Here is a 14,972-nt window from a genome sequence, read left to right as displayed (position 1 = left end):
CGATGGTAGTGTGGGGTCTCCCCATGTGAGAGTAGGGAACTGCCAGGCATCAAATTTAGCGTGCTGATATGGCTCAGTTGGTAGAGCGCACCCTTGGTAAGGGTGAGGTCCCCAGTTCGACTCTGGGTATCAGCACCACTTTATACTTAGGTTAAAGTTCGGCAAGAAGTAAAAGAATTTGTCTGGCGGCTTTAGCGCGGTGGTCCCACCTGACCCCATGCCGAACTCAGAAGTGAAACGCCGTAGCGCCGATGGTAGTGTGGGGTCTCCCCATGTGAGAGTAGGGAACTGCCAGGCATCAAATTTAGCGTGCTGATATGGCTCAGTTGGTAGAGCGCACCCTTGGTAAGGGTGAGGTCCCCAGTTCGACTCTGGGTATCAGCACCACTTTATACTTAGGTTAAAGTTCGGCAAGAAGTAAAAGAATTTGTCTGGCGGCTTTAGCGCGGTGGTCCCACCTGACCCCATGCCGAACTCAGAAGTGAAACGCCGTAGCGCCGATGGTAGTGTGGGGTCTCCCCATGTGAGAGTAGGGAACTGCCAGACATCAAATAAGTGAGAAGGCCATCCGAAAGGATGGCCTTTTTGCGTTTATGCGCCGAAAAAACGGTAGGCCGGGTGAGGCGAAGCCGCCACCCGGCAGAGCAAACGACTAATGAATTACCTGCGACAGGAATGCTCGCGTACGTTCTGACTTCGGATGCGCAAAAAACTCATCCGGCGGTGCCTGCTCAACAATCTCCCCGCGATCCATAAAGATCACCCGGTCGGCCACGGTTCGCGCAAACCCCATCTCATGCGTCACGCACAGCATGGTCATACCGGATTGAGCCAGCCCAATCATGGTGTCCAGAACCTCTTTCACCATTTCCGGATCCAGGGCAGATGTCGGTTCATCGAACAGCATAATTTTCGGTTTCATACACAGCGATCGCGCGATAGCCACACGCTGCTGTTGGCCACCCGATATCTGGCCTGGAAACTTATTGGCATGCTCTGCGATACGTACACGCTCCAGGTAGTGCATGGCTAATGCCTCCGCTTCCTTTTTCGGCATCTTTCGTACCCAAATCGGCGCAAGCGTACAGTTCTGCAGAACGGTCAGGTGCGGAAACAGATTAAAGTGCTGAAATACCATTCCAACTTCCTGACGTACGCGTTCAATATTGCGAATATCTTCATTCAGCTCGATACCATCAACCACAATGCGTCCTTGCTGGTGTTCTTCAAGATGATTAATACAGCGAATGGTTGTGGATTTTCCGGAGCCCGAAGGGCCGCAAAGGACGATGCGTTCTCCCTGCTTTACCTTAAGATTAATGTCCTTCAGGACATGAAATTGTCCGTACCATTTATTCACATTTTCCAGCGTAATCATCGCGTCGGCGGGTGTCATAGTTATTTGGCTCATAATTTCCTCAGTGCGGTGTACGCCCGGTGTTAAAGCGCTTTTCCAGGTGCTGGCTGTAGCGCGACATGCTAAAACAAAAGATCCAGTAGATCAGAGCTGCAAAGACATATCCCTCGGTGGACATACCCAGCCAGACAGGGTCAACGGTTGCCTGTTGCACGCTGCTAAAGAGATCGAACAATCCAATGATGATCACCAGGCTGGTATCCTTGAAGAGGGCAATGATCGTATTGACCAGGCCCGGGATGACCAGCTTGAGTGCCTGGGGAAGAATGACCAGCCCCTGCGTTTTCCAGTAACCGAGAGCCAGTGATTCCGCCGCTTCGTACTGGCCTTTAGGTAACGCCTGCAAACCACCTCGCACAACTTCAGCGACATAGGCGGACTGGAAGAGAATCACCCCCACCAAAGCACGGATCAGCTTGTCGATGGTGGTACCTTCTGCCATAAACAGCGGCAGCATGACCGACGACATAAACAGAACGGTGATAAGCGGTACGCCGCGCCAGAACTCAATGAAGATAACGGAGAGCACGCGGACGATAGGCATTTTTGAACGCCGTCCCAGCGCCAGTAAAATCCCCCACGGTAGCGCACCGGCTATCCCCACTGAAGCGATAATCAGCGTCAGCGTCAGCCCGCCCCACTGGCGTGTTTCAACGCGTTCCAGTCCCAGGAAACCGCCATACAACAGTACCCAGACAATAATCGGATAAACCACAGCCCAGCCGGCAATATAACGTCCACGATGCGGCAGCTTTTTCCAGAACATGGCCGCGATAGAAAGCAGGCCGATAACCAGCGCCAGATTAATCCGCCAGCGCTGTTCATGAGGATATAATCCATACATAAACTGGCCGAAGCGCTCATGAATAAACACCCAGCAGGCGCCGGCTTTTGTGCAGTCTGCTCGGGTTGAACCGACCCAGTTGGCCTGTAAAAATGCCCAGTTCAGCAGGGGAGGAATCAATTCCCACATGAGCCACAGGCAGACAATCGTCAGCAGGCTGTTGCTCCAGCTGGAGAAGAGATTCTTACGCGCCCAGAGAATGAAACGTCCACCTGTCGAGTTGGCAGGGCGCGAGGAGTGCGACAGTATCGCTTTTGTCATCATAGATCCTTAGCGCTCGACCAGTGCTATACGACGGTTATAAAGGTTCATCAGCAGTGAAATCACCAGGCTGATGATCAGGTAGACAGACATCGTGATGGCGATGGTTTCGATGGCTTGTCCGGTCTGGTTAAGCACGGTTCCGGCGAAGAGTGACACCATATCCGGGTAGCCAATGGCAGCGGCAAGAGACGAGTTTTTGACAATATTGAGATACTGGCTGGTCAGGGGCGGAATGATGACCCGTAAAGCCTGCGGAATGATGACCTGACGAAGCGTTACGGTATGGGGTAATCCCAGCGAACGTGCCGCCTCGTGCTGCCCATAAGGAACGGCCTGGATCCCCGCACGGATAATCTCGGCAATAAACGCGGACGTATAAATCGACAGCGCCAGCGTCAGGGCTGCCAGCTCGGGAATTAATACCATTCCACCCTGAAAGTTAAAGCCCCGCAGATATGGAATGTCCCAGTGCAGCGCCGCCCCAAATAGCCAGTGCGCGATTAGCGGAAGGCTAACGATCAGGACAGCTGCCGTGGGCCAGGTTCTACGAAGCTGACCGGTTTTGATCTGATGCTTGCGGTTAAAACGGAATACCCCAGCAGAGAGAGCAAGCGCTATCACGATCGCGCCAATGAAAGCATACAGTCCTTCACCCGGCTGAGGAGAAGGAATGGATAACCCTCGGTTACTGAGGAAAAACAGCTCAAACGCGTCGACGGCCTGACGGGGACCGGGAAGGTTACGCAGTACGGCGAAATACCAGAAGAAGATCTGCAGGAGCGGGGGGATATTACGGAACGTCTCGATATAAACAGTCGACAGTTTCCGCAGGAGCCAGTTTTCAGAAAGACGCGCCAGGCCAATAAAGAAGCCCAGTATCGACGCGAAGACGATACAAAGCGCCGAGACCAACAGCGTATTCAGTAAACCGACCACGAACACGCGTCCGTACGTGTCACCTTCCTGGTAATCAATAAGGTGCTGAACAATACCAAACCCCGCGCTGCGGTCTAAAAACGCGAAACCGGAGGTAATGCCGCGGTTATTCAGGTTGGTGATGGTGTTATGGATGAGATACACGGCGATGAGAACAACCGCAACAATAGCAATAATCTGGAATAGCCAGGCGCGGACCGCGGGATGAGAAAAGGATAGCGATCCTTTTACGGCTGAGCGGCGATGGGACATAAAGAAACCTCAGTAACCATGACTCTGGAGTGGGCACTACCGGAGCAGTGCCCGTTACAGCTATGACTTAACGTACTGGTGGCGCGTACTGAATACCGCCGTTGTTCCAGAGATTGTTCTGGCCGCGTTTGATCTTCAGCGGGCTTTCCGATCCCACGTTGCGCTCAAAGATCTCAGAGTAGTTGCCCACCTGTTTGATGATGTTGTAAGCCCACTTGTTATCCAGCTTCAAATCTTTGCCGAAATCACCTTCTTTACCGAGCAGATGTGCCATATCCGGGTTAGATGGCTTAGCCGCTTTCTCATCAACGTTTTTAGAGTTGATGCCCATCTCTTCTGCGTTCAGCATGGCAAACAGCGTCCAGCGAACAATGGAGAACCAGTCTTCATCACCACGACGAACGACGGGGCCGAGAGGTTCTTTGGAGATCACTTCAGGCAGGACAATCCACTCTGCCGGATTGCTCAGCTTAATGCGTAAGGCATACAGCTGTGACTGGTCAGAGGCCAGCGTGTCGCAACGGCCGGATTCCAGCGCTTTAGCCGACTCATCCGAGCGGTCGAATGTCACTGGCGTGTATTTCATGTTATTTGCTTTGAAATAATCGGCGACGTTCAGCTCGGTATCGGTGCCCGCCTGAATACAAACGGTGGCACCATCCAGCTCTTTGGCGCTTTTCAGGCCTGCTTTATTGTGGGTCAGGAAACCGATGCCGTCATAATAGGTCACGCCCGTAAATGACATCCCCATGCCAGCATCACGGGAGGAAGTCCAGGTGGTATTACGGGAGAGCATGTCGACCTCGCCGGACTGCAGCGCCGTAAAGCGTTCTTTCGCCGTCAGCGGGGTGTATTTTACTTTGCTGTCATCACCAAAAACGGCGGCTGCAACGCCACGGCAGACATCCACATCAATACCGGTAAATTTGCCGTTCGCATCGGCATAAGAGAAGCCAGGCAAACCGTCACTGATACCACATTGAACAAAACCTTTCTTTTTAACGGCATCCAGTGTCGTTCCCGCATGGGCTTGACCGGCTACGGCAAACAACATGCCTGCAGCGGCCAGGCTGGCTATCATCGTCTTTTTCATAATGCATCCTGTGTGGCGAAATTTATCGTTATAGAGGCGTTTTTTAAACGCTTAACCTGTCTGTGGCTTTGGCCAACGTTTATAAAGCAAACGTAATGCCAGTTTTGCGTTCGACAAAATAAGAGACGAGTGAACGCTTAATGCTGAGTGTAGACAGGCTTAAATAAAACGAGCGCCCCGAAACGGTGCGAAATTACAACCTGTGCCACAAATCGGAGCAAAAGTTTTGAGTCGGGTCAGGAAAAAGAGGAGATAGTTTCCAGGGTGAATATTGGCAGGGTATTCAATAATATTAATGTGTGAAAATCATCACGATAGAATAAGTAATTTGAATGAATATGCGAAAAAGTTGTGACGGATTTAAGGCTTGGTTTAATTACATGAATAAATACGGGGCTATTTTTTTACTTATTTGAAAATACTGCACTCATTAAAAGCAAAAGCGCGGCTAAAGCCGCGCTTTCTCAACAGATGTTACTTCGTCAGGGCAACAATACCCAGCGTCAAACCCGCTACTGCGGCAGCACCGCCGGCGATAGCACCCGCAGTTTCCCAGTTGTCCTGAGTAGTACCTTTCATGCAGGTATTGGTATGAACCAGTCGGCCCTGGTCGTCGTAAACCGGTACACATGGAGAGTCGTGCGCGCAACCAGCAAGCAGCGCAGCGAGAAGTGCAACGGAAATGAATCTTTTCATGATGTTACCTCAGTATTATTTCTCGTTCGCTATATAGCCAGGAGGGCTTTTAACGAACTGGAGGTTATTTTACCACCGGGGTAAGTCCTCGTTACACGAGGAATAATCTCAAATTATGTAGTTTGTAAAAATCGTGGAGAAAAGTTGGGCTCAGGAGGAATTAATGGAGACATTATGAAGATGCAAGAGACTGTTTTTACTTAATGCAAATCATCCTATTTTTAATGCTGCCTTGATGTAAATCCTAATTTATTGTTTATGTTAAAAAAATAAAAAGGCACCAGAGGTGCCTTTTCAGGAGAACATTACTCTTTATGATGAGTAAATCGTCGCCGAACAACCACAAAGAAGACGGGCACGAAGAAAATCGCCAGAAGCGTTGCGGAAAGCATCCCTCCCATAACGCCCGTACCGACGGCGTTTTGCGCGCCGCTCCCGGCCCCGGTGCTGATCACCAGCGGCATGACGCCAAGGATAAAGGCCAGAGACGTCATCAGGATCGGTCGAAGGCGCATTCTGGAAGCTTCCAGCGTGGCCTCAATGATGCCTTTACCTTCTTTATCCATCAGGTCCTTAGCAAATTCGACGATCAGGATGGCGTTTTTCGCGGATAAACCAATCGTTGTCAGCAGGCCGACCTGGAAATAAACGTCATTGTTTAACCCCCGCAATGATGCAGCGAGAAGCGCCCCAATGACCCCCAGCGGTACAACCAGCATAACGGAGAACGGAATGGACCAGCTTTCATACAGCGCTGCCAGACACAGGAACACTACGATCAGGGAAATGGCGTACAGTGCAGGCGCCTGGTTACCTGAGAGCCGCTCCTGATAAGACATTCCCGTCCAGTCATAGCCGATGCCGGAAGGCAGTTTTGCCGCGAGACTTTCCATCATAACCATGGCCTCACCGGTACTTTTACCCGGAGCGGATTCACCCAGGATCTCCATAGAGGGCATCCCGTTATAGCGCTCCAGGCGAGGTGAACCATAGACCCAGTGAGCGTTGCTAAAGGCGGAGAACGGGACCATTTCTCCATTCGCGCTGCGCACGTAAAGGTTGTTAATATCGCCTGGCAACATACGGAATTTGGCGTCGGCCTGTACGTAGACCTTTTTCACGCGCCCATGATCGATAAAGTCGTTCACATAGGTGCCACCTAAGGCCGTCGAAATCGTCTGGTTGACGTCAGAAAGACTGACGCCCAGCGCCTGCACTTTCTCCTGATCGACATCCAGCTTGAACTGAGGCGTATCTTCAAGACCGTTAGGGCGCACGCGAACCAGCAGGTCAGGGTGCTCTTTCACCATGCTAAGCAGTTGGTTACGCGCCTGCGTCAGCTGGGTATGCCCCAGGTTAGCCTGATCGATCAATTCAAAGTCGAAGCCCGTGGCGGTACCCAGCTCAATAATTGCAGGCAGGTTAAACGGGAACACAAGGCCATCTTTAATCTGACTGAAGGCTTTCGTCGCGCGACCCACAATGGCTTCGACGCCATTTTCCGATCCCGGGCGCTCCTCCCAGGGCTTCAGGCTGACGAATGCAATACCGGAGTTCTGACCCTGGCCGCTAAAGCTAAAGCCGTTTACGGTAAAGACAGATGCAACGTTCGCCTTCTCTTTGTTCAGATAGTAATCCTGAACCTGGTCGAGAACCTGCTGAGTACGCGTCTGGGTTGCACCTGCCGGGAGTTGAACCATCGTCATAAACACCCCCTGATCCTCTTCGGGCAGGAAGGAGGTGGGCAAGCGCAGGAAGAGCACCGCCATCCCACCGACAATAATGACGTACACCACCAGATAGCGCCCTGTCTTACGCAAAATACCGCTCACGCTGTTGCTGTAGTGCTCCACGCTTTTATCAAAGAGCGCATTAAACCAGCCGAAGAAGCCACCTTTTTTCTCATGATGATCGCCGGATACGGGCTTAAGCAACGTTGCACAGAGGGCGGGCGTCAGGATGAGCGCAACCAGAACGGACAGCGCCATAGCGGAAACGATAGTCAGCGAGAACTGGCGATAGATTGCCCCCGTTGAGCCGCCGAAAAAGGCCATCGGAATAAAGACCGCCGAGAGCACCATGGCGATCCCCACCAGTGCGCCCTGGATCTGCTCCATCGACTTCTGCGTGGCCTCTTTCGGCGGCAGCTTGTCCTCGACCATGACACGTTCAACGTTCTCAACGACCACGATAGCGTCATCAACCAGCAGACCTATCGCCAACACCATGCCGAACATCGTCAGGGTATTGATGGAGAAACCAAACGCCGCCAGAACCGCGAAGGTACCCAGCAGAACGACCGGCACCGCGATAGTCGGGATGAGGGTCGCACGCAGGTTTTGCAGGAACAGGTACATGACCAGGAAGACGAGAATGATCGCTTCAAACAGCGTCTTCACCACTTCGTGGATGGAGATTTTTACAAAAGGCGTGGTGTCATAGGGATAGACAACCTTCAGCCCCTGTGGGAAGAACTGCTGCAGTTGCGCCAGCTTGCTCTTAATGGCGGCTGCGGTGTCCAGCGCATTTGCCCCGGTTGCCAGCTTAATCCCCAGACCGGTTGCCGCCTGTCCGTTGATTTTAGTGACCATGTTATAGTTTTCGCCACCCAGCTCAATACGAGCCACGTCTTTCAGATGAACCATCGAGCCGTCCTGGTTCACCTTGAGCGTCACGCGGCCAAACTCCTCCGGTGATTTCAAGCGGGTTTGCGCAATGATCGAGGCATTCAGCTGCTGCCCTGGAATGGACGGCGTTCCGCCCAGTTGGCCTGCCGCTATCTGATCGTTCTGGGTTTTCAGCTGGTTGATAATATCCAGCGGCGTTAGCTGGTATTTGTTCATCGCGTTGCTGTCGAGCCAGATGCGCATCGCATACTGAGCGCCAAACAGCTGAACGTCACCGACACCAGACGTTCGGCTGATGGCATCTTTGACGTTTGAGGCGACATAGTCAGAGATGTCATCCTGCGTGAGGCTTTTGTTGTCTGAAACAAAACCGGCGACCAGCAGGAAGCTGCTGCTGGATTTCTCCACGCCAATCCCTTGCTGCTGAACCTCTTGCGGCAGCAGCGGCATAGCAAGCTGCAGCTTGTTCTGCACCTGCACCTGAGCGATGTCCGGATCGGTTCCTGACTCGAAGGTCAGGGTGATGGTAACGTTACCCGCTGAATCGCTGGTGGAGGACATATACATCAGGTTATCGATACCGTTCATGTTCTGTTCGATAACCTGGGTCACGGTATCCTGCACCGTTTGAGCGTCCGCTCCCGGGTAGGTCGCAGAAATCGCCACGGCGGGAGGGGCAATGGTTGGATACTGTGCGACGGGGAGTTTGAGAATGGCCAGCCCGCCTGCAATCATTAAAATGATGGCAAGTACCCAGGCGAAAACCGGTCTCTGAATAAAGAAATTAGCCATGTCGTCGTCCCTTAGCCGGCTGGCGTCGTGGTGGTATCCGGCGTGGCGACGACGGTTACCCCTGGTCTGACTTTCTGTAGCCCACTGACAATCACGCGGTCACCGTTTTTCAGCCCTTCAGTCACCAGCCAGCGATCGCCAATTGCCTGAGGGGCCACGACGGTTCGCGGCTCAACCTGGTTTTTATCGTTCACCACCAGGACGGTTGCATCGCCTCGCGGTGTACGGGTCACACCTTGCTGCGGAACCAGAATCGCGTCCGGCTGGGTGCCTTCATCAATGCGGGCGCGAACAAACATGCCGGGTAATAACAGATGCTGAGGGTTCGGGAATATGGCGCGCAGTGTAATCGAGCCGGTACTTTCATCGACCGTGACGTCAGAGAACTGCAATGTGCCTTTCAGCGGATAGGGCTGTCCGTTCTCCATCAGCAGTTCAACGCTGCTGGCGGTATCGCCTTTTTGCAGGCTTGTCTGTTTCAGGCGCATAAAATCATTACTGGACTGGGTGACATCGACATAAATCGGATCGAGCTGTTGGACCGTTGCCAGCGCTGCGGCTTGCCCGTTCGTCACCAGCGCCCCTTCGGTCACGCTGGATTTCCCGATACGGCCATCAACAGGGGAGGTCACTTTGGTGTAGGCAAGGTTGATACGTGCGCTTTCAACGCCGGCTTTTGCAGCAACAACGCTGGCATCTGCCTGTTGAGCGGTCGCCACGGCCTGGTCATACTCCTGCTTACTGACATATTGGGTGCCTACCAGCGGGAGATAACGTTTTACCGTCAGGTGCGCAATATTTGCTGCTGCCTGAGCCTTCGCCAGTTCGCCTTTCGCGCTGTCATAGGCTGCCTGATAGGTCGCAGGATCAATCTGGTAAAGTGAATCACCCGCTTTGACATCGCTACCTTCCGCGAAGTTGCGGCGAAGGATGATGCCGCTCACCTGAGGACGAACCTCCGCAACGCGAAATGCATCTGTTCTGCCCGGGAGTTCAGTGGTGACAGCCAGAGGCGCACTTTTCACAATATGCACGCTGACCTGTGGCGCCTGCAGGTGTTGTTGTTGATTTTCCTGACCATCGCATCCAGTGAGCAGTACCGCGCAGACAATGAAACCGGATAAAGGCAAGCGTCTGAAATGATTCGTCATTACTGTTCCTTTAAATACCCATTAACCGATATATGCCGTGAATCGGTAGCTGGGGCAGAGGGATAAAAATAAAATGTAGCTGCGTATAATAATGAGGGTATTTAATGTTTTTTAATTTATAAGTGCGAATGACCATGCTTGTAGAAAAAAATCAGAATCAGACCTGGTCTATTCGAGGATATACTTCAGGTATGTTAATCAGGTAAATGCGTTTAATGTTGTCTAATTATTCATTTCATGAATTTAATTGATTTGATGTATTTGTCTTAATTATAAATTAAGCGAATTGACTTTTTTTGTGCAAAATTAAAACGGATTTTAGTGAATACTTAGATTTACATGAACGCAATATTACCTTTCAACCTTGTGAGTAACGAGTAGTTGCCTATGGCGCGTAAAAAGAAAGAAGAGGCTCAACAAACCCGGCAGCAGTTGATTGAGGCGGCTATCGGGCAGTTTGCGACGCGTGGCGTAGCCAGCACGACGCTGACGGATATCGCTGATGCTGCAAAGGTGACGCGCGGCGCGATCTACTGGCACTTCACCAGTAAAGCTGAAATATTCAATGCCATCTGGGAACAGCAATTACCGCTTCGCGACATTATTCGCGACAGGCTTTCCCTTTCCGATAGTGACAACCCGTTGTTAAAGCTTCGTGAGCAATTTATTACCGCGCTGCAGTATATTGCCCGTGAGCCCCGGCAATGTGCGCTTTTACAAATTCTGTATCATAAGTGTGAATTTAGCAGCGATATGATTTCAGAGCGTGAAATCAGAAAGCGTATTGGATTCAATGATGACACGCTACGTGCCACGCTGGAGACCTGTATTTCGCGCAATATCATTTCGCCAAAGGTGAATATTGATCTCACCTTGATCGTATTTCACGGTTTTTTTAGCGGAATAATTAAAAACTGGTTAATGAATAACGACAGTTTTAATCTTTATCAGCAGGCACCCGCTCTGGTCGATAGCATACTGGCGACACTCCCTGTCATTCGCGTGTCGCCTGCTGATGATGTTTACAGCTCAGCGCCAGGTAACATTTCCCCTCGGGCACAAAGTGCTTCGATGGTCTGCGCGCTGGCGGGTTTACCTAACAGATAACCCTGAAGGGTGTTACAGCCCAGCTCGGTTAAAAAGGCTTGCTGTGCTTCGGTTTCCACACCTTCAGCCACAACTTTCAGGTTAAGTGTTTTAGCGAGGGCCACAATTGCTGAGACAATAGTGGCATCCTCGCTTTCGCCGCTGAGCTCTTTCACAAACGCCCTGTCGATTTTCAATTCACAGGCCGGTAAGCGCTTGAGGTACAGCAGGCTCGAATATCCGGTGCCAAAATCATCTATGGAGGCCTTCACCCCCGCATCCGTCAGCTCTGTCAGCACCCGAACACTCTCATCTGGGTTGCTCATCGCCGTGGTTTCCGTCACTTCTAAGATCAACATTTCCGGTGGAACACGGTGAAGTGCCAGGCAGTCGAGAACCGTTTTAACCAGTGAAGGTTGTTCAAACTGCAGTGTCGACAGGTTTACCGCCATTGACCAGCTTTGATGCCCCTGAAGATGCCATTCCCGCAGCTGGCGACAGGCTTCATTTATCACCCAGTTGCCAATGGGGATGATCAGCCCCGTTTTTTCCGCCAGCGGCAGAAAAAGGTCCGGCGTCAGTAACCCCTGCTTAGGATGCTGCCAGCGCAATAACGCCTCAAATCCGAGTATAGGACCCGCGGGAGCGTGAAATTTTGGCTGATACAGCAGGCGCAGCTCATTGCGATCGAGCGCCATCCACAGATCGTTCATTAACTGGAGATGGGTCTGCGCAAGGGTATTCATGGAGGGCTGGAAAAAGTGGTAACCGTTACGGCCCATATGCTTTGTGTGATACATCGCCGCGTCGGCGTTAAACATCAGCTCACGCTCGGTTTTGCCGTCATGAGGATAGAGCGCGATACCAATGCTGAGGGTCACCACCAGTTCATAGGGGTCGAGATTGAACGGGCTATCGATCGCACGCACCAGCGAGTTCGCCAGCGATGCCGCGTCGTCCGGACCTTCTCCTTCAGCCAGCAGAACAAATTCATCACCGCCGATACGTGCAAGGGTGAACTGGCCTTTCAGGAGAAGCAGCAGACGCTGCGTAACGGCGACCAGCAGCCTGTCACCGACATCATGGCCGTAGGCGTCATTGATGGCTTTAAAGCCGTCGAGATCCATGAACATCAGGGCAAAGTGGCTCCCTTCACGAGCGGCTTTGCTGATGGCCTGATCGAGTCTGTCTTCCAGCAGGATACGGTTGGGCAGACGCGTCAGGGTATCGTGCAGCGCCAGTTGAGCGAGTTCCCGGTTAGCTTCTGCCAGCGACGAGGCCAGAAGGGCGGTACGTGCCTGAAGGCGGGCATCCAGCATCGACACCAGCAGGGTGATCCCAAGAATAGAGAGCGCGACGACGCTGACCAGCACCGCCAGCCAGCTCCCGTTAATCCCCTCATGATGAACCATCGTGGACATGGGAAACTGCGCCGCTTTCATTCCGGCATAGTGCATACCGGCAATGGCAATCCCCATCGTGATGGCGGCCCCCATGCGCATCAGCACGACCTGCGCGGCTTCGCGACGCAGGCGGAAGGTCAGCCATAATGCCGCGAGCGAAGCGGCAAGCGCAATCGCGACCGAAATGGCCACCCAGACCTTGTCCCAGATAATCCCGGGCATCACTTCCAGCGCCGCCATGCCGGTGTAATGCATGGCAACAATACCGCTCCCCATCACCAGCGCGCCGGGCAGCAGCCGGCGCAAGCGTAATTGCTCGCAGCTCACGAGCCATAACGCAAACAGCGACGACCCCACGGCGATGACCATGGATAACACCGTCAGGGTGGCGTTGTAGCTCATGCTCATGGAGAGGTCCATCGCCAGCATGCCGATAAAATGCATGGCCCATACGCCAATGCCCATTGCAATACCGCCGCCAGCCAGCCAGACGCGGGCAGCGACGCCCTCACTCCCGGCGACGCGTGCAGCCATGTTCAGCGCGGTATACGCAGCAAGGATGGCAACAACAAAGGAGAGGACGACAAGGATATGGTTGTATTGGCTGACCAGCATGGACGGTTCTACTCGAGTGTGGGGTTACGCTAGAGCGGTTGAGAAGGGCGAGACATTATCACCGTCAGGTAATGGCTCAAAGGGATTTAAATCCCCGTTTTTAGTGGGTAATAACGGGGGGCTGGCGCAATCGGGCGGTTAGTCGAGCTCGGAGCAGTTCACGAGTTTCAGCGGATTGACGGAGTTCATATTGCGACACTTATCGGTTTCGGTGCTCATCAGTTCGATCCACTGCATCAGGAGTGCATCGAAAATGAGAACGGAGATTGCAAAGACAACCAGCCACCAGTATTTACGAATCATTGTGTCATTCCGCGGGAAGAACGCCAGTAAGGTGGGGGAAATATACACGAAAAACCGTGGTTGAAAAGCGGGATAAGCGAAGGTTTACAATGCGTTGACGGAGAGGCACAGGTAATAAAAAAGGCGCTTCCCCATGCCGAAGAGCGCCTTTTTAAACAAGCATTTAACTGATTAGTATCAGTTCATGCCGTATTTTTTCAGTTTCTTACGCAGAGTACCACGGTTGATACCCATCATCAGCGCAGCGCGGGTTTGGTTACCGCGGGTGTATTGCATCACCATGTCCAACAGTGGCTGTTCAACTTCAGCCAGTACCAGCTCATACAGGTCATTAACATCCTGACCGTTCAGTTGAGCAAAATAGTTCTTCAGTGCCTGTTTAACCGAGTCACGCAGGGGCTTTTGAGTTACCTGGTCCTGAGAGTTAACGGTAGAAACGGTCAGTACGTCAGAATTTACGCGTTGTTCGAACATAGTTCTGTCAGCTCTTTATTTCATTACGCAAGATTTTCGAAGTATGCCTCCAACGCCTCCAGCTGTACGCTGGCATCCTCTATGGCGTTGAATGTGCGCCGAAACTGGTCATCTGGAGCGTGCTCCTGGAGATACCAGGAGACGTGTTTACGCGCAATTCGGTACCCTTTTGCCTGGCCGTAGTGGTCATGCAGTTCCCGAACATGCGAACAAAGCAAGCGCTTAACCTCTGCCAGAGGCAGCGGGGCAAGCAGCTCCCCAGTGTCCAGATAATGCTGGATTTCCCGGAAGATCCAGGGTCTTCCCTGAGCTGCACGTCCTATCATCAGAGCATCAGCTCCCGTATAGTCGAGTACAGCTCTGGCTTTAAGCGGGTCAGTTATGTCGCCATTCGCGATAATCGGAATGGAAACTTTCTGCTTAACTGCCCGAATGCTGTCGTATTCAGCTTCACCGTTGAACAAACAGGCGCGAGTGCGTCCATGAATGGTCAGGGCCTGAATGCCACAGTCTTCGGCCAGTTGGGCAATCTCTACACAGTTACGGTGTTCCGGCGACCAACCCGTGCGAATCTTCAACGTAACAGGAACGTCCACTGCGCTGACAACCGCCGTCAGGATAGCTTTCACCTGGTCGGGGTATTGCAGAAGGGCTGAACCTGCAAGCTTGCGATTCACCTTTTTGGCCGGGCACCCCATATTGATATCAATAATCTGGGCACCACTTTCCACGTTAATCCGCGCGGCATCTGCCATCTCTTCAGGCACGCTTCCGGCAATTTGCACGGTGCGAATACCTGGTTCATCAACGTGCACCATCCGAAGGCGGGATTTATCGCTTTCCCAAACCTGCGGGTTAGACGACATCATCTCGGATACGGTTAAACCGGCTCCCATCTCATAGCACAGCGTCCTGAATGGCCGGTCTGTAATACCTGCCATAGGGGCTGCGATCAGGCGATTTCTAAGCTGGTGGTGTCCGATGCGCATGAGTTAAGAAATGACCATACTGTGACTGCA

12 protein-coding genes, 2 tRNA genes and 2 rRNA genes are annotated in these 14,972 nt (G+C 52.4%); 5 read left to right on the top strand and 11 right to left on the bottom strand.

Annotated features, from left to right (window positions below):
• Nucleotides 1-62 precede the first annotated feature (62 nt).
• The 4 genes from L370_RS17185 to rrf (L370_RS17200) all read left to right on the top strand — a co-directional run bounded on the left by L370_RS17185 (nucleotide 63) and on the right by rrf (L370_RS17200) (nucleotide 546).
• Nucleotides 63-138 (top strand) — tRNA-Thr (locus L370_RS17185).
• A gap of 43 nt (nucleotides 139-181) precedes the next feature.
• Nucleotides 182-297: ribosomal RNA gene (rrf, locus tag L370_RS17190) — 5S ribosomal RNA — on the top strand.
• Between the two features lie 14 nt (nucleotides 298-311).
• Nucleotides 312-387 (top strand) — tRNA-Thr (locus L370_RS17195).
• 43 nt (nucleotides 388-430) lie between these two features.
• Nucleotides 431-546, top strand: a 5S ribosomal RNA gene (rrf, locus tag L370_RS17200).
• Between the two features lie 106 nt (nucleotides 547-652).
• Here the strand turns inward: rrf (L370_RS17200) and L370_RS17205 are convergent.
• The 7 genes from L370_RS17205 to L370_RS17235 all read right to left on the bottom strand — a co-directional run bounded on the left by L370_RS17205 (nucleotide 653) and on the right by L370_RS17235 (nucleotide 10,072).
• Nucleotides 653-1,411, bottom strand: coding sequence for an amino acid ABC transporter ATP-binding protein (locus tag L370_RS17205; RefSeq protein ID WP_014171880.1), 759 nt, complete (start codon nucleotides 1,409-1,411; stop codon nucleotides 653-655).
• A gap of 7 nt (nucleotides 1,412-1,418) precedes the next feature.
• Nucleotides 1,419-2,522 carry an amino acid ABC transporter permease gene (locus tag L370_RS17210; RefSeq protein ID WP_023333656.1) on the bottom strand — a complete coding sequence of 368 codons (1,104 nt, stop codon included), beginning with the start codon at nucleotides 2,520-2,522 and terminating at the stop codon, nucleotides 1,419-1,421.
• 9 nt (nucleotides 2,523-2,531) lie between these two features.
• Nucleotides 2,532-3,713, bottom strand: a complete 1,182-nt coding sequence (locus tag L370_RS17215) for an amino acid ABC transporter permease (protein WP_023333655.1) — start codon at nucleotides 3,711-3,713, stop codon at nucleotides 2,532-2,534.
• A 67-nt stretch (nucleotides 3,714-3,780) separates the two neighbouring features.
• Nucleotides 3,781-4,806 (bottom strand): amino acid ABC transporter substrate-binding protein, encoded by a 1,026-nt coding sequence (locus tag L370_RS17220; protein ID WP_023333654.1) that lies wholly within the window; start codon nucleotides 4,804-4,806, stop codon nucleotides 3,781-3,783.
• A gap of 474 nt (nucleotides 4,807-5,280) precedes the next feature.
• Entirely contained in the window at nucleotides 5,281-5,502 is a 222-nt protein-coding gene (locus L370_RS17225) for a lipoprotein (protein ID WP_008502867.1), read from the bottom strand.
• Between the two features lie 305 nt (nucleotides 5,503-5,807).
• The gene (locus L370_RS17230) at nucleotides 5,808-8,921 is read right to left on the bottom strand and encodes an efflux RND transporter permease subunit (protein WP_023333653.1); all 3,114 of its coding nucleotides are present in this window, start codon (nucleotides 8,919-8,921) and stop codon (nucleotides 5,808-5,810) included.
• Between the two features lie 11 nt (nucleotides 8,922-8,932).
• The gene (locus L370_RS17235) at nucleotides 8,933-10,072 is read right to left on the bottom strand and encodes an efflux RND transporter periplasmic adaptor subunit (protein WP_023333652.1); all 1,140 of its coding nucleotides are present in this window, start codon (nucleotides 10,070-10,072) and stop codon (nucleotides 8,933-8,935) included.
• Nucleotides 10,073-10,459: 387 nt separating this feature from the next.
• Between L370_RS17235 and envR the strand changes: the two genes are divergently transcribed.
• Nucleotides 10,460-11,179 carry an acrEF/envCD operon transcriptional regulator gene (gene envR / locus L370_RS22555; protein WP_023333651.1) on the top strand — a complete coding sequence of 240 codons (720 nt, stop codon included), beginning with the start codon at nucleotides 10,460-10,462 and terminating at the stop codon, nucleotides 11,177-11,179.
• On the opposite strand, the gene L370_RS17240 is transcribed toward envR, so the two are convergent.
• The 4 genes from L370_RS17240 to dusB all read right to left on the bottom strand — a co-directional run bounded on the left by L370_RS17240 (nucleotide 11,095) and on the right by dusB (nucleotide 14,942).
• Entirely contained in the window at nucleotides 11,095-13,176 is a 2,082-nt protein-coding gene (locus tag L370_RS17240; RefSeq protein ID WP_023333650.1) for a putative bifunctional diguanylate cyclase/phosphodiesterase, read from the bottom strand. The two genes, envR and L370_RS17240, sit on opposite strands and share 85 nt — an antisense overlap.
• A gap of 138 nt (nucleotides 13,177-13,314) precedes the next feature.
• Nucleotides 13,315-13,479, bottom strand: a complete 165-nt coding sequence (locus L370_RS17245; protein ID WP_008502862.1) for a DUF2556 family protein — start codon at nucleotides 13,477-13,479, stop codon at nucleotides 13,315-13,317.
• Nucleotides 13,480-13,656: 177 nt separating this feature from the next.
• Entirely contained in the window at nucleotides 13,657-13,953 is a 297-nt protein-coding gene (gene fis / locus L370_RS17250; protein WP_000462905.1) for a DNA-binding transcriptional regulator Fis, read from the bottom strand.
• Between the two features lie 23 nt (nucleotides 13,954-13,976).
• Entirely contained in the window at nucleotides 13,977-14,942 is a 966-nt protein-coding gene (gene dusB / locus L370_RS17255; protein WP_023309409.1) for a tRNA dihydrouridine synthase DusB, read from the bottom strand.
• Nucleotides 14,943-14,972: the final 30 nt, after the last annotated feature.

The organism is Enterobacter sp. MGH 24, assembly GCF_000493015.1.
Classification (GTDB): Bacteria; Pseudomonadota; Gammaproteobacteria; order Enterobacterales; family Enterobacteriaceae; genus Enterobacter.
The sequence above is the reverse complement of the archived record's forward strand: the minus strand, read 5'-3'. Positions and strand labels throughout refer to the sequence as shown.

Bases quoted from the DNA above. Each gene is read 5' to 3' on its own strand.
- envR (WP_023333651.1), top strand. From the start codon at position 10,460: ATGGCGCGTAAAAAGAAAGAAGAGGCTCAACAAACCCGGCAGCAGTTG.
- L370_RS17230 (WP_023333653.1), bottom strand. From the start codon at position 8,921: ATGGCTAATTTCTTTATTCAGAGACCGGTTTTCGCCTGGGTACTTGCC.
- L370_RS17205 (WP_014171880.1), bottom strand. From the start codon at position 1,411: ATGAGCCAAATAACTATGACACCCGCCGACGCGATGATTACGCTGGAA.
- L370_RS17210 (WP_023333656.1), bottom strand. From the start codon at position 2,522: ATGACAAAAGCGATACTGTCGCACTCCTCGCGCCCTGCCAACTCGACA.
- dusB (WP_023309409.1), bottom strand. From the start codon at position 14,942: ATGCGCATCGGACACCACCAGCTTAGAAATCGCCTGATCGCAGCCCCT.
- L370_RS17245 (WP_008502862.1), bottom strand. From the start codon at position 13,479: ATGATTCGTAAATACTGGTGGCTGGTTGTCTTTGCAATCTCCGTTCTC.
- fis (WP_000462905.1), bottom strand. From the start codon at position 13,953: ATGTTCGAACAACGCGTAAATTCTGACGTACTGACCGTTTCTACCGTT.
- L370_RS17235 (WP_023333652.1), bottom strand. From the start codon at position 10,072: ATGACGAATCATTTCAGACGCTTGCCTTTATCCGGTTTCATTGTCTGC.
- L370_RS17240 (WP_023333650.1), bottom strand. From the start codon at position 13,176: ATGCTGGTCAGCCAATACAACCATATCCTTGTCGTCCTCTCCTTTGTT.
- L370_RS17220 (WP_023333654.1), bottom strand. From the start codon at position 4,806: ATGAAAAAGACGATGATAGCCAGCCTGGCCGCTGCAGGCATGTTGTTT.
- L370_RS17225 (WP_008502867.1), bottom strand. From the start codon at position 5,502: ATGAAAAGATTCATTTCCGTTGCACTTCTCGCTGCGCTGCTTGCTGGT.
- L370_RS17215 (WP_023333655.1), bottom strand. From the start codon at position 3,713: ATGTCCCATCGCCGCTCAGCCGTAAAAGGATCGCTATCCTTTTCTCAT.